This window comes from Pseudoxanthomonas sp. JC1303 (genome assembly GCF_058448525.1).
On the sequence record NZ_CP185958.1, the window covers coordinates 67,363 to 85,832 of the forward strand.

An 18,470-nucleotide genomic window follows, 5' to 3' on the forward strand; every position below is an offset into this window, starting at 1 on the left:
CCGGCTACCTGGATTCACCTTTTCCTCGCGCGCTCAGGGCGCGAACACCCATGGCTCTGTCCGACCGTCTGCCGCATCGCATGAACGCTTTCCGCCTCCTTCCGCTCCTCGGCTGTGTGCTGCTCGTTGCCTGCCAGGTCGAGCCACCGGCCGTGGGCAGCACGGCCGCGCTTGAGGCACAGGGCGTCCCGGTCCCGGCCACCTCCACGGTGCAGGCCTCGCGTGGCGCACCTGCCGTGCCATTGGAACCGGCCATGCCCTATGCGCGCGCCCGCGTCGCCCTGCTGCAGGCGGGCTGGAAGCCGCTGGATGGCCATATCTGCACGCCAAGCGGACAGGCCTGCGCCCGCCTGCCCGAGCTCGAATCCTGCAGCGCCGACGACACCTGCCTGATGCGCTTCGGCAAGGCGGGCCAGATCCTGGACGTGCGGACCTACGGCAGCCTGGCGCGCTGGGACGGCCGCGACGGCGTGCCGCCGGTCACGGTGCACGCCTGGACCAGCGGCAGCGAGCACTGAGCACATCGTCCAGGTTCGCCGCAGCGACTGGCGCATTCCCTGCGCCATCGACTAGCACCACACGCTCCACCCACGCCCACTCACTAGACCTATGCCTGCCGCCTCCGGGGCGCGTGACCGGGTGACCCTGCCCGCATGCCGGAGCACGCGGGCAGGCCACCGGCCGCATTCACGGCGCCGGGCAGTCCAGCACGTGCTGGGCGTCGGTGCCGAAACCGGAGTCACCCAGCGAGAGCGACGTGCCCGCCGGCATGCGCAGGCCCAGTGGCACGCTGAGGTTGCCCATCTGCGCGCCGTGCGCAGCAAGACACTTCAGCGGCACACCGACCGTACCCCAGGTCCCTGCCGGCGCGGAGGCCATCGCGGCGTCCAGCGACAGCGATGCGCCGCAGCCCGGTCCGCATTCGACGAACAGGGCCGCGCCGGGCGCGGCAGGCGCGTGGTCCACACGCAGGGTCATCACCAACATCACGTCGCCGTTGGTCTCGCGCACCAGCTCCAGCGGACGCGGGGCGACGAAAGCGATGCTGGCGTCCTGCTTCCAAGCGAAGCGCCAGGAGTCTTCCTGCGCCTTGCGATCCACCGGCACGATGGTCACATCGGCCGCGTCCTTCTGCCCGGAGGGCTGGGAAACCACGCGCGGAGCGGCCTGGCCGGCCTGCACGCGCACGGTCCACCCGGTGGCCGGCGCGCCACGCGCAAAGAAGCTCTGTGACCCCAGCGTCGCCAGGTCCATCCCGGCGTCCTCGGACAGCATGGCCACCTGCTGCGGATGCGCGTAGGTCAGCCCATAGCCGTAGGCGAACTGCGGATCGTAGCCAGGCTGGCCAACATTGAGTGGGGTCTGCACCACCGTGCGCGGCCATGAGTAGGACAGGCGTCCGTGAAAATCATGCTGCACCTTGCCGCTGGCGTCGCGCAGCAGCACATCGGCCACGCCACCGCCTTCCGAGCCCGGCAGCCACGCCGCCACGAAGGCATCGCTGGCGTTGATCTCGCGGTTCATCCACAACGGACGGCCTGACAGGAACACCGCCACCACCGGGATACCCTCGGCCTTGAGCTTCTTCAACAGCTTGAGGTCGTGGTCATCGCCCGGGCGATAGGCCAGCACCTTCAGATCACCCTGGAACTCGGCGTAAGGGGTCTCCCCGAACACCACGACCGCGGCATCGGGCTTGCGCGTATACGTGCCGTCGGCCGAGAGCTCCGCGCTGCCGCCGGCCTTGCCGACCTGCTCGCGCAGGGCCGCGCCGATGGTCTGCGCATGCGGGAAGTCCGCCGGGGTCAGGCCGGTGCCCTGCCAGCTCAACGTCCAGCCGCCGGACTGCATCATCATGTCGTCCGCGCCGTCGCCGGCGATCAGCAGCGTCTTGCGCGGGTCCAGCGGCAGCACGCCGTCGTTGTTCTTCAGCAGCACCAGCGACTCGCGGACCGCGCGACGCGCGATGGCGCGGTGCTCGGGGCTTCCCAGAAGCTCGAACTGCCCGGCTACGCCACGCGTGGACGGCTTGCCCGCCTCGAACATGCCGGCACGGAACTTCACCCGCAGGACGCGGCGTACCGCTTCGTCCAGGCGCCCGGCCGGCAGCGTGTGGTCGTTTTCCGCCGCCAGCAGGTGCTCGTAGCAGCCCTTCCAGGTGTCCGGCGCCATGATCATGTCCACCCCGGCCACGAAGGCCGGCACACAGTTCTCGCGGCTGCCGCCGGGCACACTGGCGTGGCCGTTCCAGTCACTGACCACGAAGCCGTCAAAGCCCATGCGCTTTTTCAGCACCGCATCGAGCAGCGAGGCATTGCCGCTCATCTTGACCCCGTTCCAGCTGGAGAACGACACCATCACCGCCTGCACGCCGGCCTTCAGGGCAGGCGGATAGCCGGCGCCATGCACGTCGCGCAGCGTGGCCTCGTCGATGCGCGCATCGCCCTGGTCGCGGCCTTCGAAGGTGCCGCCATCGGCCAGGAAGTGCTTGGCCGTGGCCACCACATGCGCGCCCTTGAGGAAGTCCTTGGCGCCCGGCTTGCCCTGCAGGCCCTGGATCAGCGGGCCGGCGTAGGAGCGCACCACCTCCGGATTCTCCGAGTAACCCTCGTAGGTGCGGCCCCAGCGGTCGTCCTGCGGCACGGCCAGGGTCGGTGCGAACGTCCAGTCCACGCCGGTGGCGCGCATCTCCGCGGCAGTGGCCTGCGCAATCTGACCCATCAGCGCCGGGTCGTGGGTGGCGCCCAGGCCGATGTTGTGCGGGAACAGCGTCGCGCCGACCACGTTGTTGTGGCCATGCACCGCATCGATGCCGAAGATCACCGGGATCGCGTTGTATTTGCCGCCGGCGGTGTCCATCGAGGCCGCGTAGAAATCATCGGCCAGCTGCAGCCAGGCCTGGGCCGGCGCGTTGTACTGGCCGCCCGGGTCCGAGCTGCCGCCCGCCAGGATCGAGCCCAGGCGATAGGTCTTCAGATCATCCGGGGCGATGCTGGCGATATCGGCCTGGACCACCTGCCCGACCTTCTCGGCCACGCTCATCTTGCGGATCAGCGCGGTGATGCGCGCTTCCAGCTGCGGGTCGGGTTTGATCGGCGACTGCAGCTTCGGCCACAGGTCGGGATGGGCCGTGCCCGGACCGTCCGATGGATCGGCCGCCAGGGCGGCGCCGCAGATCAGCGTGCCGACGCCCAGCAGCAATGGCAAGGCGCGGGGCCGGAATTGGCGCCGGGCGCCGGTGCGTTGATGACTCATGGAGTGCTCCCCAAGTAGGTGGACGCCAAGATCCATGCTGCGAGTGCAGCAGGACCAGGACGCGGAGTTTGGCAAGATGACGTCCGACTGACAGCAAGGACATCCGGGCGATGCGGGTAAGACTGGAAGACGTGGCCGCCGCGGCCGGTGTTTCGATGAAGACGGTATCGCGCGTGCTCAACCAGGAGCCGCGCGTCAGCGAGGAGACGCGGCAACGCGTGCAGGAAGTGGTGGACCGGCTGCAGTACAAGCCCAACCTGTCCGCGCGCAGCCTGGCGAGCCGGCGCACCTACGTGGTCGCGCTGGCCTACGACAATCCCTCGCGCAACTACCTGATGGAGATCCAGGGCGGCGTGCTGGATGCCTGCCGGGCCAGCCACTACAACCTGGTGCTGGCCCCGGTCATGTACGGCGAGGGCAGCGCCATCGCCGAACTGCGCGAACTGGCGCAGAACTACGGCGTCGACGGCTTCGTCCTGACCCCGCCACTGACCGACGACATGGAACTGCTGGCGTTCCTGGACGATGCCACCCTGCCCTTCGCCAGCATCGCTCCGCGCACGCCGCGTGGGCGCATCGGGGTGACCGTCGACGAGCATGCCGCGGTGTGCGAACTGATGGCGCACCTGATCGCGCTGGGCCACCGCCGCATCGGCCACATCAAGGGGCCGCCCACGCACGGCGCGGCCGAGTGGCGCTACGCGGGTTATCGCGAAGCCCTGCGCACCGCGGGGATCGCCTACGAACCCGCGCTGGTGGTCAAGGGCGAGTTCACCTTCGAGTCGGGGGTGATCGCCGCGCGGCAGCTGCTCGACCTGCCCGAGCCTCCCACCGCGATCTTCGCCGCCAACGACGACACTGCGGCCGGCGTGGTTCGGGTGGCAGGCGAGCGCGGGCTGCGCATTCCGCACGATCTGTCGGTCTGCGGCTTCGACGACACGCCGATCTCGCGCCACATCTTTCCCTCCTTGACCACCGTGCGTCAGCCCACACGCGACATGGGCCGCATCGCCACGCTGGAGGTCCTCAAGGTCATCCGCGCCCCGGACCAGGGCGACATGCTGCGCATGGACTACGCGTTGCAGCTGCGCGAGTCGACCGCCGCCCCACCCCCACATCCGTGAACGGTCTGGCGCCGGTCGTTGCCAGCGGGATCGGGTCACACGTGCAGCTTGGGTCAAGGCCTTGGCTCGGTTTCTGGGAAGCCCCGGGCGCTGCATGGCCTGCAAACGCCGCGGTGACAGCGCTGTCACGATACCCAGACCTCCCAGAATTGCATTCTGCAGCGCGGCAAAACGGCTCTGTCTGTCAGCAACGTCATCGCGCACCCCAGCTCCCGGCGAAATGGCGATGACAGGGATATCGCCATTCCTTCCCGCCGGCTATACTGCGCGGCCGCGCCGAAGTGGCGGAATGGTAGACGCAGCGGACTCAAAATCCGCCGCCCTTAAAAGCGTGTGGGTTCGAGTCCCACCTTCGGCACCAAAACAGATTCTCGACAAGGCCGGCGATTGCCGGCCTTTTTGCTGTGTGGACCGCGTTGGACCATGCAGTGCCTGGCGACACGTGTCGCTATTGCGACGCAGCATGTCCGGTCTGACAATCTTGCTAGATTGGTTTCGGCAACTCCTCACAGGACGGTCCCCCGCATGTCCATGCCCGCGCCAAAATCCACATTGCCGGCGGCCCGCGCGTCACGCAGCGTCGAGCTCTGCCGACGTGGCGAACTGCGCGTCGAGAAATTTCTCGACGCGGCCACCGACGTCTTCACCGAAAAGGGCTACCAGCACGCCCGGCTGAGCGAGATCGTGGCACGCGCCGGAGGCTCGCTGGCCACGCTCTACCGCGCCTTCGGCGACAAGGAAGGCCTGGCCTTCGCCATCATCGAGCGGCGCCTGCAGTACATGGCCGACCAGCTCGATGCGATGGAACTGGACGGCCTGCCCCCGGACAAGGCCCTGCGCACCGCGGCGCGCTCGATCGCCGAAAGCCTCACCACGCGCGATGCCTATCTGGTCGCCCGGATCGTCATCGGCGAAGGGCGCGCGTTCCCAGAACTGCGCGACTTTTACTTCGACCACGCCGTGGCCAAGATCCGCAGCCGTCTGGGCGTGTATTTCCAGCGCCAGGTCGATGCCGGTGCGATGGTGCTGCACACCACCCCGGAACTGACGGCCAAGCAGTTCTTCATGATGCTGTTCGGCGACCTGACCATCCGCACGGCCTGCGGCTACATGGACAATCCGGACATGGAGGAGATCATGTCCTTCACCGACGGCGCCGTAGACCAGTTCCTGTACGGCTCGCTCCCGCGCTGAGCCCTGCACACAGCCTGCATCGGCGCCGCCTCATCCTGCCGCCCTCAGGACTGCGGCTGGAACGATGCTCGATCTCAAGAGTGGTTATCCCTGGTGGCCGGTACGCAACGGGCTGCTGCAGGCCTTTCCTCCTGCGACGGACGACATCGTTGCCGACGTGGCCATCGTGGGCGGGGGAATCACCGCCGCGCTGATCGCCAACGAACTGGTGACCCATGGTCATTCGGTGGTCGTGCTGGAGGAGCGGGACATCGGCTGGGGCAGCACGGCCGCCAGTACGGCGCTGCTCCAGTACGAGATCGATACCCACATGACCGCGCTGGCACGACGCTATGGCCTGGACGATGCGTGGCGCGCCTACGGCGCATGCGCACAGGCCCTGGACCTGCTGGCCGAGGTGGCGCTTCAGGTGGGCGACGTCGGCTACGCCCGCAACGACAGCCTTTATTACGCCAGCACAGGACAGGACCGGCCCGCCCTGCAGCGCGAGTTCGCACTGCGGCACCGGCATGGGCTGGAGGTGGAATGGCTGGATCCGGTGCCCCTGTTGCTCCGCTATGGGATCCGCGCACCGGGCGCGATCCTGAGTCATCAGGCCGCGCGTGTGGACCCCTACCGCCTGACCTATGGGCTTTTCGCCCGCCTGCAAGCGCAGGGCGCCGCGATCCACGACCGCAGCAGGATCACCCGCATCCAGACCGGTTCCCACGGGGTTCGCCTGATGACCGAGCGAGGATGCCAGGTGCAGGCTGCGCATCTGGTCCTGGCGGCCGGCTACGCCAACCAGCGCTGGCTCGACAAGCCCGTCGCCCGCAACCACAGCAGCTACGCCCTGGTCAGTGAACCCATGCCGGCCGAGCAGTTGGGCTTCCTGCGTGACACGCTGCTCTGGGAATCGGCGCGCCCCTACCTCTACGTGCGCAGCACCGAAGACGGACGCCTCGTGGTCGGCGGAGAAGACGATCGCGTCGACATCCCCGCCCGGCGCGATGCCCGCGTCCTGCGCAAGGCGCGGGTGCTGAAGCGAAAGTTCGCCCGCGTGCTGCAGGATGTCGCGCTGGAGCCGGCGTTCGCCTGGGCGGGCACCTTCGCCGAGACCGACGACGGCCTGCCCTTCTTCGGTGCACATGCCCAGCACGGGCCACGCGTCCTGTTCGCAATGGCCTACGGCGGCAACGGCATCACCTACAGCATGCTGGGCGCGGGCCTGCTGCGGGCCACCATCGAAGGACGTCCGCACCCGCTTGCGGCGCTGTTCTCGTTCGACCGCTTGTCGCGGCACTGAGCGGCGCGGCTAGTCCGCGCCTCCCGGCCACCAGCCATACCCGGACAGGGCATAGCGGTCGGCGGCGCGTTCGAACGGGTTGCGCACGCTGATCCCACCGCTGAGCAGGTAGACCGGCAGAAACAAGGGCCCCAGGACCATGGCCTGGAAAACGTGGGCGCGTTCGTGATCCCCCAGGCGCATGGTCGGCTCCTGGCAGCGGCCGGCGCGATGCGCATAGGTGTGGCACTGAACGTCCAGCGACGCGCCGGTGTGGACGATGACATTGCCCAGCGTGATCGCCCCCCCTGGCCCCCAAGGCCAAGCGGCGAAAACCAGAGCCTGTTCGCGCTTGCTGAGACTCGCCCGCGCGCCAAACGGCATACCCACCAGGCCCAGTACCAGCCCCAGCAGCGTATTGGGCACCGTCCATGCGACGCCAAGCACGAACAGCAGCGCCCGCGCGGCAGGCGTCACGCCTGCTCTCAGGCCTCGTTGGGCATCAGCAGCCACAGCAGCAGATAGACCAGGATGCCGGGGAAGGCGACCGAGGCGATCGAGATGACCACGAACAGCACCCGCACCAGGGTGGCGTTCCAGCCGAAGCGGCGCGCAATCCCGCCCATGACGCCGGCGATCATGCGGTCATTGAGCGAACGGGCCAGGGGACGGGTCGCGGCGGGAGTATTCATGGCGATGCCTCGCGGCAGCAGGGAACGTTGTGACGGAGTCTAGCGCCGTGGACATCTGGCGCATCCACGATGCGCTCACAGCGATCAGGGACGCCGCTCAGCGGGCAGCGAGCCATTCCGCGATCGCGCTGGGCACTTCGCGCTGGGCACGGCTGGACACATAGATGCCGATGTGACCTCCACGGAAGCTCAGTTCGGCATAGTCATCGGTCCCGACCAGGTCGCGCAGCGCCTTGGAGGCGGCCGGCGGAACCAGGTGATCCTGCTCGGCGTAGATGTTGAGCACCGGCATGTCCACCCGGGCCAGATCGATCTCCTCGCCATCCAGGACGATGCCACCCTCGACGAACCCGTTGCCCTGGTAGAACTGCTTGATGAACTGGCGGAAGGCCTCGCCCACCTGATCGGGCGAATCGAAGATCCACTTTTCCATGCGCAGGAAATCCTGCACCGCGCGGGCATCGTCCAGGATGTCCAGCAGGCCGACGTACTTCTGCACGTTCAGCCGGAACGGCTTGAGCATGAGGTAGCTGAGGTTCATCAAGTCGGCCGGCACGTTGCCCAGCGTGTCCACCAGCAGGTCCACATCGACCAGGCGCGCCCAGTTGGACAGCATGTTGTCCGGCGTGTGGAAATCCACCGGCGTGACCATGGTGATCAGGTTGCGCACTTTGTGCGGGTGCAAGGCCGCATGGCACAGCGACAGCGCCCCGCCCTGGCAGATGCCCAGCACATTGATCGCATCCTGCCCGCTGGCCTGGCGCAGGTGATCCACCGCGCCATCGATGAAGCGGTTGACGTAATCGTCCAGCAGCAGGAAGCGATCCGAGCGGTCCGGATAGCCCCAGTCGATCAGGTACACATCCTGGCCCTGGGCCAGCAGGCCCCTCACCAGCGACCGGTCTTGCTGCAGGTCGACCATGTAGGGGCGATTGACCAGGGCGTAGGTGATCAGCAACGGCACCTGTTCGGTCGGTGCGCTCTCGCCGATGAAGCGGTACAGGACCACCTTGCCATCGCGCCAGACTTCCTGACGCGGGGTGACGCCGTAATGCACATTGCCCACTTCCGGTAGCGTGCGCAGCCCCTCGCCCAGCTTGCGCCGCAAGGAAGCCGCCTCGGCGGCCAACGCGTCGGCGGTGACGTTCAGGGGACTGATCATCGGGCCGGCTTCCTGCTGGAGGCACGGCGCCCAGGCTTCGAAGTCGCTTTACTGGGCTTGCTTCCGGAAGCCGCAGTGGACTTGCCGGCAGTTGCCTTCTTGGTTGCCTTCTTGGTTGCCTTCTTAGCGGCCTTCTTGCTGGCTTTCTTGGCGGCTTTCGTAGTGGTTTGTGTGGCAGCTGGCTTGGCGGACGCCTGCGCGCGCGGGGACTTCCCGGCCGCCGGCGGCCTCGGCGTGGCCTTGCCTTTCGTGGCGCCGGCCCGTGGGCGCCCGGTGGTGGATGCGCGCTTGGGCGGAGCACGCGTTCCCGCCGGCTCTGCTCCGGCACGCGCCGCACCGGGCTCGCGCATCATCCGGCGCAGCAGCCGTTCGAGCTCGGCGATCTTGCGATGGGCCGCATCGACCTCGCTGCGGGTGGGCAGGCCCAGCATGCCCCCCAGTTGCTCGACCTCACGCTGCAGGCCCGCACGCATGCGCATCTGTGCATTGGCCAGTTGGCCGTACACCTCGCGAAACTCCTCGGACAGCGCCATGCGGGCATAGGCGTCCTCGGCCGCATCGATCCACTCATCGAACAACGCCCGCGCACTATCCAGCGGATTGCCCTGCCCAGCGCGCGCGCCGAGTTTCTCTTCGAACAATGCGTAGGCCTGTCGCGAGGCCTCCTCCAGCATGGCCTGGTAGGCGGCATTGGCTTCGCGCAGCAGCTGCTGGGTCTGCAACAAGGTCTTCCAGCGCTGCTGGTGCTCACGCGCCGGCCCGAACGCCGGTGTCCTGGCCCAGTCCTCCAACGGACCGCGCAGCGATTCCAGCCATGGCATCCACTGCTCGCTGAAGCCGTCCAGTCCCGTCGCGCCCTGGCCGAACAGATCACCGAACAGATCCGGATACGGGCGCGCCTCGGTTGCGCCAAGCGCCTCGCGCCAGGCCGCCACGATCTCGGCGGGCGTGTTGTCGCGATCGGCGAACCGCGCGGCGACGTGCTGCATGCGTCCGAACCAATGCCGGGCCATGCCGTCGAAGCGCTCCATCACATCGCCAGCACCGACGCCTTCGGGCGGAGTCCAGCCCGGCCAACCGCCTGGCACCTGCTGCCAAGCCGGGGCGGCGGACTCCAGCGGTGCCGAGGCCATCTTGCGCAGCGCCTCGCCCCAGGTCTCCCAGACCTGCTGCGCCATGGCGTCCACACCTTCGCCCCAACCCGATTGCGTACCCGACATCACGGTCTCCCAGTGGTGACTCGATGATAGCAACGCTGGACGCAGGCGCCCGGCCTAGGGTTTGGGAATGTGAATGGTCTTGCTGATCATCAGCGAGCCGGACACGGCGAACAGCGCCACCAGCGGGTGCAACTGCCAGGGGCCGAGCTGCCACTGCCCCCACCACAGGTTCGCCCCGATATGTCCCATCGCTGCGGCAATGGCCAGCACGATCACCAGTCCCAGACTGGTCGGGATCGGCGTGCCTTCGAAATAGGTCACCTTGCCCTCATCCCCGGACAGCGACTCGGCGGTGACGTTGTAGCGTGCCAGCCGACTCACGCCGCAGCAGACGAAATAGCTCAGCACCAGCCAGTCCCAGCCGCCCTGCAGCCCGCAGGCATAGGCCAGCGCGGCCGGCGCCACCCCGAAGGAAATCACATCGGCCAGCGAGTCCAGTTCGCGCCCCAGGGTGGAGGAGGTCTTACGCCAGCGTGCCACGCGGCCATCGAGCGCATCGAAGATGAAGGCCAGCGGGATCAGCGCCATGCCGGCCAGCAGGACGCCGCGGCGCCCCTGTTGCATGTAATGCAACGCGGCGAACACCGCCCCGGTCCCACAGAACGCGTTACCCAGGGTGAACCAGTCGGCCAGGCGGAAGTCACGCAGCATGGAGAAGTGGCGTTGTCGGGACATGGCGGCGACCGGAGTGTTCAAGGGAGGCGCCAGCGTGCCTGTCCGGCTGTCATGCGGCAATCAAGATCGCTTCATCTCAGCGACACACCCACCGCGATGTTCCACGCCACTGTTGGGATCAGCGCAAATTGGCGCGGTCATTTTTTCGCCATTCCGCTTGACACGCCTGCCCTGCAAAGCGCTCCGTCGGTTATCCACATCTTTGTCCTGAAGTCATCCACATGTCCTGTGGATCAACCGACACCGGATGGTCATTTTTTCGCCATCGTCGTTACATCGCAGGACTGGCAAGGGCGCGCGCGGGTTATCCACACGATTGCCCCAACACTCATCCACACCTGCTGTGGATGAAGTGCACGGGCACCGCCTTCAACAGCGGCTGACGTTCCACGAGATCATGCGTCCTTCTTTGTAAGGCATCACGCCGTGGAAGCTACGCGGGTCGTCGTCGAACACCAGGGGCAGGAAGTGCCGGTCGCCCTCCCACAGCGGCAGCTCAAGCAGCCGGTCCACGTCGACCCATTCCAGCGTGCCTTCGGGATTGGACGTCATCGGCGTCCCGCTCCAGGCGCTGACGACGAACACGAAGGCCAGCCAATCCTCGCCATGCTTGCCGAAGCCGGGCCAGCTCAGCGTGCCGCGCAGTGAGATCGCATCGCACTCGATGCCGGCTTCTTCGCGAATCTCGCGACGCATGCAGGCCAGCGCGTCCTCGTCCGGCTCCATCTTCCCGCCCAGCCCGTTGTACTTGCCCAGGTGATGGTCGTTGGGTCGCGCATTGCGATGGATCATCAGCACCTGCTTCCCGTCCGGGGACAGCACGTAACCGAGCGTGGCGACGATGGGCGTATAGGGCATGGCTGGGCTTAGCGAATCGGAAGACAGTGCATTGTAGAGGTCCTGCGCCGTGCGTCCGCCCTTGAAGCAGGCCCACAAAACGCAAAAGGCGGGCCCATGGCCCGCCTTTCGCTTGCAGCACGTCGTTGCGGCGACCGATTACTCGGTGGCCACGCCCTCGCCTTCTTCCACGGCCTTCATGGACAGGCGGATGCGGCCCTGCTTGTCCACTTCCAGCACCTTGACCTTGACCACATCGCCTTCCTTGAGCTTGTCGGAGACCTTCTCCACGCGCTCGGCGGAAATCTGCGAGACGTGGACCAGGCCGTCCTTGCCCGGGGCGATGGTCACGAACGCGCCGAAATCCATCAGCTTGGCGACCTTGCCCTCGTAGATGCGGCCCGGCTCGATGTCCGAGGTGATCTGCTCGATGCGCGACTTGGCGGCCTGGCCGGCGGCGCCGTTCACCGAGGCGATGGTGATGGTGCCGTCGTCCTGGATGTCGATCTGGGTGCCGGTCTCCTTGGTGATGCCCTGGATGACCGAACCGCCCTTGCCGATGACTTCGCGGATCTTGTCGGGGTGGATCTTGATGGTGATCAGGCGCGGCGCGTAATCCGACAGCTCGGCACGCGGGCCGGTCAGGGCCTTGGACATCTCGCCGAGGATGTGCAGACGGCCGGCCTTGGCCTGCTCCAGTGCCTGCTTCATGATCTCTTCGGTGATGCCTTCGATCTTGATGTCCATCTGCAGCGCGGACACGCCTTCGGAGGTACCGGCGACCTTGAAGTCCATGTCGCCCAGGTGATCTTCGTCACCCAGGATGTCGGACAGGACCACGAAGCGGTCTTCTTCCTTCACCAGGCCCATCGCGATGCCCGCGACCGGTGCCTTGACCGGCACGCCGGCGTCCATCAGGGCCAGCGAGGAGCCGCAGACCGAGGCCATCGACGAGGAACCGTTGGACTCGGTGATTTCCGAGACCACGCGGATGGTGTAGGGGAACTCTTCCATGGTCGGCATCACGGCCAGCACGCCGCGCTTGGCCAGGCGGCCGTGGCCGATCTCGCGACGCTTGGGCGCGCCGAAACGGCCGCACTCACCCACCGAGTAGGGCGGGAAGTTGTAGTGGAACAGGAAGTTGTCCTTGTACTCGCCGCTGACCGCGTCGATCACCTGGCCGTCGCGGGCGGTGCCCAGCGTGGTGACCACGATGGCCTGGGTCTCGCCACGGGTGAACAACGCCGAACCGTGGGTACGCGGCAGCACGCTGGCCTGCGCCGAGATCGGACGCACGGTGTCCAGGGCGCGGCCGTCGATGCGGATCTTGGTGTCCAGCACCGAGTCGCGCATGGTGCGGTATTCCAGCTCGCCGAATTCCTTGGACAGCTCGGCCGGGTTCCAGCCTTCGGACTCGACGCGGCCGGCCAGGGCCTCGGTCACGTCCTTCTTGATCGCGGCGATGGCGTCGCGGCGCTGCAGCTTGTCGCGCACCTGGAAGGCTTCGGCCAGCTTGCCGCCAACGGCTTCCTTCAGCGCGGCGATCAGCACTTCGTTCTTGGCCGGGGCCACCCAGGTCGACGGCTTGGTGCCGGCTTCCACGGTCAGCTCGTTGATCGCGTTGATCACCTTCTGCATCTCGCGATGGCCAAAGGTCACCGCGCCCAGCATGACGTCTTCGGACAGCAGCGCGGCTTCGGATTCGACCATCAGCACGGCGTTGGCGGTGCCGGCCACGACCAGCTCCAGCTGCGAGTCCTTCAGCTCAGACACGGTCGGGTTGAGGATGTACTCACCGTTCTTGTAACCGACCTTGGCGGCACCGATCGGGCCCTTGAACGGGGTGCCGGCCAGCGACAGGGCGGCCGAGGCGCCGATCAGGGCGGCGATGTCGCCGTCGATCTCGGGGTTCAGCGACATCACCGTGGCGATGATCTGGACCTCGTTCTTGTAGTCCTCCGGGAACAGCGGACGGATCGGGCGGTCGATCAGGCGCGAGATCAGGGTTTCCTTCTCCGTGGCGCGGCCTTCACGCTTGAAGAAGCCACCGGGGATACGGCCGCCGGCGTAGAACTTTTCCTGGTAATCCACCGTCAGCGGGAAGAAGTCCTGCCCTTCTCGCGCGCTCTTGGCGGCGACGGCACTGACCAGCAGCACGGTGTCGTCCATCTTGACGATGACGGCACCACTGGCCTGACGGGCGATCTCGCCGGTCTCGAGGGTGACGGTGTGTTTGCCGTACTGGAAGGTCTTAGTGATTTTTGCCACGTGGGTTTCCTAGGGTCTCGAATCTGGTTGTCCCGTCTGCGACCCCTGTCGCGCGCGGGCGGCCACCGTATGCGGCCATGTTGCAGTGCGATTTTTCCGGAGCCCGGAAAAAACGAACCGCGGCGCATCACTGCGCCGCGGTTGTTCGTCTGGTTTTAGCGACGCAGACCCAGCTTTTCGATGAGCGCCTTGTAGCGCGGGGCGTCCTTGCGATGCAGGTAATCCAGCAGGCTGCGGCGCTGGTTCACCAGCTGCAGCAGGCCGCGGCGGCTGTGGTGATCCTTCTTGTGGGTCTTGAAGTGACCGGAGAGCAACTCGATGCGGGCGGTCAACAGGGCGACCTGGACTTCCGGGGAGCCGGTGTCGTTGGCGCCGCGCTTGTTCTCTTCGATGACTTTCTGGGTATCAATGGACATGTGACTTCTCTGGTTGATGCGAAACCTGCAGGAACGCGGACTGTCCACCGCGCGCACCGCCTGGTCCGCCGCTTGCGATTGAGGAATGGCCGTCGTGCGGCCCGGGTGCCTGAAAAGGCCGCAGCATTGTAGGCTCCGCCCCCCTGCGGCACAAGGTTTCAGCCGTGTGGCAATCCACCGCCGGTCGGCCAGTTGAACAATCGCTGGGGTGCCAGGACCCCGTCGCGGGACAGCTGGGCCAGGCCCAGGACAGTGCCGGACGCCGAAAACGCCGCCACCGCCCCGGCCGGGCCGGGCACGTGGTTGAGCCGCTGTCCCTGGCTGAACCGCGCCGCCGCCTCGTCGGTGAGGTCGATCCGCGGCCAACCGACCAGGCCTGCTTCCAGCGGCAGCAGACACGCGTGCAGCGACTGGGCATCGCGGCTGGCCAGGGCCTCGAGCTGTTCGATGGTCCACATGCGCGGCTCCCGGAACGGCTCGACCCACAGCCGGCGCAGTTCGGCCACATGCGCACCGCAGCCCAGCGCTTCGCCCAGATCACGGACCAGGCTGCGCACATAGGTTCCCGAGCCGCACTCCACGTGCAGCCGCAGCAGGGGGCGCCCCTGGTCGAGCAGGTCGTCGGCGGCCTGCAGTTCGAACACGCGCACCTGGACCTCGCGGGCGTCCACCTCGACCAGTTCCCCGCGACGGGCCTTGGCGTAGAGCGGCTCCCCCCCGCGCTTGAGCGCGGAATAGATCGGCGGCCGCTGCTGGATGTTCCCGGTCAGCCCGCGCAGGGCGGCATCAAGCCGATCGATCGGATAGGCGCCGACCTCGCGCTCGCGCAGCACCACGCCTTCGGCATCATCGGTATCGGTGACCTGGCCCAGGCGGGCCACGGTGTCGTAGGCCTTGCTCGCACCGAGCAGGCTGCCGGCGATCTTGGTCGCCTCACCAAAGCAGATGGGCAGCAGCCCCGTCGCCAACGGGTCCAGCGCGCCGGTGTGACCGCCTTTCTCGGCACAGAACAGGTGCCGCACACGCTGCAGCGCCTGGTTGGAACTCATGCCCGTGGGCTTGTCCAGCAACAGGATGCCGTCGACCCGCCGAAATCTGGTCCGCGGCCGCTGCACACGCCCTTTCCCGGCACGGCGCTTGCCGCCGCGGCCGGCGCCGTCGGCGTCCGGAGTCGCGGCGGAATCGTCGTGGGCCATCAGTCTTCGTCTGACTCGGTGCTGGGCGGCAGCGGGTTCTCGCGCAGCAGGGTCTCGATGCGCTCGCCCTTGTCGACCGAGTCGTCGTAATGGAAATGCAGTTCGGGCACGTGGCGCATCTTCACCGCCCGGCCCAGGCCGTAACGGATCTGTGGCGCCAGTTCCTTCAGGCCCTTGACCGCCTCGGCCGAACGCTCTGGCATCAGGGCGGTCACGAAGACCTTGGCGTGGGCCAGGTCACGACTGACCTCCACGTCGGAGACGCTGACCGAAGGCAGGCCGTGCTCACGCACGGCGGCATGAACCAGGGTCCCCAGCTCACGGCGGAGCTGGGCGGAAACGCGGTCGGTACGATGGAAGGATTTGCTTGGCATGGCATCAAGGCAATGCGGCGATCACGGCGCCCGCTGGACCGGCGGCTCCTTGCGGAGCCGCGGTCGCGCGGGCTGGTGCGATCACAGCGTGCGCTGCACCTCGATCCGCTCGAAGCATTCGATCTGGTCGCCGGCCTTGACGTCGTTGTAGGCCTTCACGCCGATACCGCACTCGGTGCCGTTGCGCACCTCGTCCACGTTTTCCTTGAAGCGGCGCAGCGATTCCAGCTCGCCCTCGAAGATCACGGTGTTGTCGCGCAGCACGCGGATCGGCTTGGAGCGCTTGACCACGCCTTCGATGATCATGCAGCCGGCCACCGCGCCGAACTTGGAGCTGCGGAAGACGTCGCGCACCTGGGCGATACCGATGATCTCCTCGCGGATCTCCACGCCCAGCAGGCCGGACGCCACCTGCTTCACCTGATCGATCACGTCATAGATGATCGAGAAGTAGCGCATGTCCACGCCGTTGGATTCGACAATCCGCCGCGCCGAGGCGTCGGCACGCACGTTGAAGCCGATCAGCGTGGCCTTGGACGCCAGGGCCGAGTTGGCGTCGGACTCGGTGATGCCACCCACGCCCGCGCTGATGATGTTGATGCGGATGTCCTCGTTGGACAGCGCCACCAGCGAATGCCGCAGCGCCTCCACCGAACCCTGCACGTCGGCCTTGATGATCAGGTTGAGGCTCAGCTGGCCCTCGCCCTTGCCCAGCTGGGCCATGATGTCTTCCATGCGGCTGCCGGCCGAAGCCACCAGGCGCGACTCGCGACGCTTGGCGTCGCGCTGCTGCGCGACCTCCTTGGCCAAGCGCTCGTCGTCGACGACCACGAAGTCATCGCCCGCGTCCGGCACCCCGGACAGGCCCAGGACCTGCACCGGAATCGACGGGCCGGCCGAGGCCGGCTGACCGCCGGTCTCGTCGAACAGCGCGCGCACGCGGCCGTACTGCACGCCACAGACCAGGTAGTCGCCCTTCTTCAACTCGCCCTGCTGGACCAGCACGGTGGCCACCGGGCCACGGCCCTTGTCCAGCGAGGATTCGATGACCGTGCCGCTGGCGCGGCCATCCGGCACCGCCTTCAGCTCCAGCACTTCGGCCTGCAGGTTGATGGCGTCCAGCAGGGTATCGATGCCCTGCCCGGTCTTGGCCGACAGCTCGACGAACTGCGTATCGCCACCGAACTCCTCGGCCACCACTTCCTGGGCCAGCAGTTCGTTCTTGACCCGCATCGGATCGGCGTCGGACTTGTCCATCTTGTTGACCGCCACGATCACCGGCACGCCGGCCGCACGGGCCTGCTGTACCGACTCGATGGTCTGCGGCATCACGCCATCGTCGGCGGCGACGACCAGCACGACGATATCGGTCAGCTTGGCGCCGCGGGCACGCATGGCGGTGAACGCCGCATGGCCCGGGGTATCCAGGAAGCTGATGACGCCGTTGTCGGTTTCGACGTGGTAGGCGCCGATGTGCTGGGTGATGCCACCGGCCTCGCCCGTGGCGACCTTGGTGCGGCGGATGTAATCCAGCAGCGAGGTCTTGCCGTGGTCGACATGACCCATGATGGTCACCACCGGCGGACGCGGGGTCTGGTCACCCTGCGCTTCCTCGACGTGGGCCAGCAGCGCGTCCTCGGCGTCCTCGCTCTCGGCGCGCACGACCTTGTGACCCAGTTCTTCGGTGATCAGCGCGGCGGTGTCGTGGTCGATGGTCTGGGTGATGGTGGCCATCACGCCCATCTTGAACAACGCCTTGACCACGTCACCGCCCTTGAGCGCCAGCTTCTGGGCCAGGTCGCCGACCGTGATCGCCTCGCCGATGGCGACTTCGCGCACCACCGGTGCGGTGGGACGCTCGAATTGATGGTTACCCGAGCCGCCACGGCTCTGCTCCATGTGGCGACGGGGCTTGGGCTTGCCACGGGCCGCGCCACGGCGCGCGCGGTCGGCGGCCGACAGGTGCAGCTGACCGGCGAAACGCTGGGTGCTGTCGTCGTCCTCGACCCCGGCGACCATGGCATGCGAGCCACGGGTCTTGTGCTTGGAAGCGGGGGTGGCGCGCTCGGGCTCCTTGCGCGGCGCAGGCGGCGCACTGCGCGGGGCGCTGGGCTTGGCCGGGGTCCGGGCCGGTGCTCCGGCCTCGACCGGCGCCTCGGCGGCGGCCGCCTCTTCGGCTGCCGCGCGCGCCTCGGCCTCGGCCTGCGCCTTGACGGCCTCTTCTTCCTTGCGCTTGCGCTCCTGTTCCTCGGCGCGCGCACGGTCCATTTCGGCCAGGCGCTGCTGCTCTTCCAGGTTGCGCTGGCGCGACTCTTCCAGCTTGCGCAGGATCTCCGCGCGCTCGTCATCGCCACCCGCTGCGGCGCCGGCACGCCGTGCCTCCTTGGCCTGTGCCTCGGTCGGCTTGACGTAGGTCCGCTTCTGACGTACTTCCACCGCCACGGTGGAGTTGCTGCGCCCGGACTTGACCGTCACTTCCTGCACCTTGCGACGCGCCAGGGTGATCTTCTTCGGCGCGCTGGTCTCTTCCTCGCCAAGGTCTCCCTTGCCGTGGGTCCGGCGCAGGAAGCCCAGGAGCTTCATCTTCTCGGTGCTGGAGACTTCCTGGTCGGGATCGTTGAACTTCATGCCGGCCTCGGCCAGCTGTTCGATCAGTTTTTCGACCGGCGTGTTGACCAGTGCGGCGAGCTTGCGGATGGTGGTTTGCTGCGACATTCGGATCCTATGATCTGGTTGGCGCCCCCTCGCCCAGAGCAAGGGAAACGCGGATTCTAAGCCCTGACGGGATCAGGG

At 67.3% G+C, this 18,470-nt stretch carries 16 protein-coding genes and 1 tRNA gene; 5 read left to right on the top strand and 12 right to left on the bottom strand.

The genetic code is table 11. The features are described 5' to 3' along the window. Window positions 1-80: 80 nt before the first annotated feature. Window positions 81-518 (top strand): hypothetical protein, encoded by a 438-nt coding sequence (locus tag ACORQU_RS00335; RefSeq protein ID WP_491642737.1) that lies wholly within the window; start codon window positions 81-83, stop codon window positions 516-518. Between the two features lie 169 nt (window positions 519-687). Here the strand turns inward: ACORQU_RS00335 and ACORQU_RS00340 are convergent, their stop codons facing one another. Continuing rightward, a complete protein-coding gene (locus ACORQU_RS00340) occupies window positions 688-3,255 on the bottom strand; it encodes a glycoside hydrolase family 3 protein (RefSeq protein ID WP_491642739.1) in 2,568 nt (855 codons plus the stop codon). Window positions 3,256-3,365: 110 nt separating this feature from the next. On the opposite strand from ACORQU_RS00340, the gene ACORQU_RS00345 reads away from it, so the two are divergent. The 4 genes from ACORQU_RS00345 (at window position 3,366) to ACORQU_RS00360 (ending at window position 6,858) form a co-directional block, all read left to right on the top strand. Next, window positions 3,366-4,379, top strand: coding sequence for a LacI family DNA-binding transcriptional regulator (locus ACORQU_RS00345; RefSeq protein ID WP_491642740.1), 1,014 nt, complete (start codon window positions 3,366-3,368; stop codon window positions 4,377-4,379). A 275-nt stretch (window positions 4,380-4,654) separates the two neighbouring features. Next, a tRNA-Leu gene (locus ACORQU_RS00350) sits at window positions 4,655-4,740 on the top strand. A gap of 164 nt (window positions 4,741-4,904) precedes the next feature. Further along, window positions 4,905-5,573 (top strand): TetR/AcrR family transcriptional regulator, encoded by a 669-nt coding sequence (locus ACORQU_RS00355; RefSeq protein WP_491642741.1) that lies wholly within the window; start codon window positions 4,905-4,907, stop codon window positions 5,571-5,573. A gap of 64 nt (window positions 5,574-5,637) precedes the next feature. Then, a complete protein-coding gene (locus tag ACORQU_RS00360) occupies window positions 5,638-6,858 on the top strand; it encodes an NAD(P)/FAD-dependent oxidoreductase (protein WP_491642742.1) in 1,221 nt (406 codons plus the stop codon). Between the two features lie 9 nt (window positions 6,859-6,867). Here ACORQU_RS00360 and ACORQU_RS00365 read toward each other — a convergent pair whose 3' ends face one another. The 11 genes from ACORQU_RS00365 to infB all read right to left on the bottom strand — a co-directional run bounded on the left by ACORQU_RS00365 (window position 6,868) and on the right by infB (window position 18,392). Further along, window positions 6,868-7,314, bottom strand: coding sequence for a hypothetical protein (locus tag ACORQU_RS00365; protein ID WP_491642743.1), 447 nt, complete (start codon window positions 7,312-7,314; stop codon window positions 6,868-6,870). Between the two features lie 8 nt (window positions 7,315-7,322). Further along, the gene (locus ACORQU_RS00370) at window positions 7,323-7,529 is read right to left on the bottom strand and encodes a PspC domain-containing protein (protein ID WP_491642744.1); all 207 of its coding nucleotides are present in this window, start codon (window positions 7,527-7,529) and stop codon (window positions 7,323-7,325) included. 97 nt (window positions 7,530-7,626) lie between these two features. After that, window positions 7,627-8,691: a class III poly(R)-hydroxyalkanoic acid synthase subunit PhaC gene (locus ACORQU_RS00375; RefSeq protein WP_491642745.1), complete on the bottom strand. Its 1,065-nt coding sequence runs from the start codon at window positions 8,689-8,691 to the stop codon at window positions 7,627-7,629. Beyond that, entirely contained in the window at window positions 8,688-9,911 is a 1,224-nt protein-coding gene (gene phaE, locus ACORQU_RS00380) for a class III poly(R)-hydroxyalkanoic acid synthase subunit PhaE (protein WP_491642746.1), read from the bottom strand. The genes ACORQU_RS00375 and phaE overlap by 4 nt, the downstream gene beginning before the upstream one ends. A 54-nt stretch (window positions 9,912-9,965) precedes the next feature. After that, window positions 9,966-10,586 (bottom strand): CDP-diacylglycerol--serine O-phosphatidyltransferase, encoded by a 621-nt coding sequence (gene pssA / locus ACORQU_RS00385; protein ID WP_271645343.1) that lies wholly within the window; start codon window positions 10,584-10,586, stop codon window positions 9,966-9,968. A gap of 369 nt (window positions 10,587-10,955) precedes the next feature. Continuing rightward, complete coding sequence (locus ACORQU_RS00390; protein ID WP_271645342.1) at window positions 10,956-11,444, bottom strand: NUDIX hydrolase; 489 nt, start codon at window positions 11,442-11,444, stop codon at window positions 10,956-10,958. Window positions 11,445-11,582: 138 nt separating this feature from the next. Then, the gene (gene pnp / locus ACORQU_RS00395; protein ID WP_491642747.1) at window positions 11,583-13,691 is read right to left on the bottom strand and encodes a polyribonucleotide nucleotidyltransferase; all 2,109 of its coding nucleotides are present in this window, start codon (window positions 13,689-13,691) and stop codon (window positions 11,583-11,585) included. A 155-nt stretch (window positions 13,692-13,846) separates the two neighbouring features. Further along, the gene (gene rpsO, locus ACORQU_RS00400) at window positions 13,847-14,107 is read right to left on the bottom strand and encodes a 30S ribosomal protein S15 (protein WP_271645340.1); all 261 of its coding nucleotides are present in this window, start codon (window positions 14,105-14,107) and stop codon (window positions 13,847-13,849) included. Window positions 14,108-14,265: 158 nt separating this feature from the next. Continuing rightward, on the bottom strand, window positions 14,266-15,303 hold the full coding sequence (gene truB, locus ACORQU_RS00405) for a tRNA pseudouridine(55) synthase TruB (protein ID WP_491642749.1): 1,038 nt from the start codon (window positions 15,301-15,303) through the stop codon (window positions 14,266-14,268). Next, window positions 15,303-15,677 carry a 30S ribosome-binding factor RbfA gene (gene rbfA, locus ACORQU_RS00410; RefSeq protein WP_491642750.1) on the bottom strand — a complete coding sequence of 125 codons (375 nt, stop codon included), beginning with the start codon at window positions 15,675-15,677 and terminating at the stop codon, window positions 15,303-15,305. Before rbfA ends, truB begins: the two co-directional genes overlap by 1 nt. Window positions 15,678-15,758: 81 nt before the next feature. Further along, a complete protein-coding gene (gene infB, locus ACORQU_RS00415) occupies window positions 15,759-18,392 on the bottom strand; it encodes a translation initiation factor IF-2 (protein ID WP_491642751.1) in 2,634 nt (877 codons plus the stop codon). Window positions 18,393-18,470: the final 78 nt, after the last annotated feature.

Excerpts from the sequence above, each read along its gene's own strand:
- ACORQU_RS00335 (WP_491642737.1), top strand. The coding sequence starts at position 81 with ATGAACGCTTTCCGCCTCCTTCCGCTCCTCGGCTGTGTGCTGCTCGTT.
- ACORQU_RS00340 (WP_491642739.1), bottom strand. The coding sequence starts at position 3,255 with ATGAGTCATCAACGCACCGGCGCCCGGCGCCAATTCCGGCCCCGCGCC.
- ACORQU_RS00345 (WP_491642740.1), top strand. The coding sequence starts at position 3,366 with ATGCGGGTAAGACTGGAAGACGTGGCCGCCGCGGCCGGTGTTTCGATG.
- ACORQU_RS00355 (WP_491642741.1), top strand. The coding sequence starts at position 4,905 with ATGTCCATGCCCGCGCCAAAATCCACATTGCCGGCGGCCCGCGCGTCA.
- ACORQU_RS00360 (WP_491642742.1), top strand. The coding sequence starts at position 5,638 with ATGCTCGATCTCAAGAGTGGTTATCCCTGGTGGCCGGTACGCAACGGG.
- ACORQU_RS00370 (WP_491642744.1), bottom strand. The coding sequence starts at position 7,529 with ATGAATACTCCCGCCGCGACCCGTCCCCTGGCCCGTTCGCTCAATGAC.
- ACORQU_RS00375 (WP_491642745.1), bottom strand. The coding sequence starts at position 8,691 with ATGATCAGTCCCCTGAACGTCACCGCCGACGCGTTGGCCGCCGAGGCG.
- phaE (WP_491642746.1), bottom strand. The coding sequence starts at position 9,911 with ATGTCGGGTACGCAATCGGGTTGGGGCGAAGGTGTGGACGCCATGGCG.
- pssA (WP_271645343.1), bottom strand. The coding sequence starts at position 10,586 with ATGTCCCGACAACGCCACTTCTCCATGCTGCGTGACTTCCGCCTGGCC.
- ACORQU_RS00390 (WP_271645342.1), bottom strand. The coding sequence starts at position 11,444 with ATGCCCTATACGCCCATCGTCGCCACGCTCGGTTACGTGCTGTCCCCG.
- rpsO (WP_271645340.1), bottom strand. The coding sequence starts at position 14,107 with ATGTCCATTGATACCCAGAAAGTCATCGAAGAGAACAAGCGCGGCGCC.
- truB (WP_491642749.1), bottom strand. The coding sequence starts at position 15,303 with ATGGCCCACGACGATTCCGCCGCGACTCCGGACGCCGACGGCGCCGGC.
- rbfA (WP_491642750.1), bottom strand. The coding sequence starts at position 15,677 with ATGCCAAGCAAATCCTTCCATCGTACCGACCGCGTTTCCGCCCAGCTC.
- infB (WP_491642751.1), bottom strand. The coding sequence starts at position 18,392 with ATGTCGCAGCAAACCACCATCCGCAAGCTCGCCGCACTGGTCAACACG.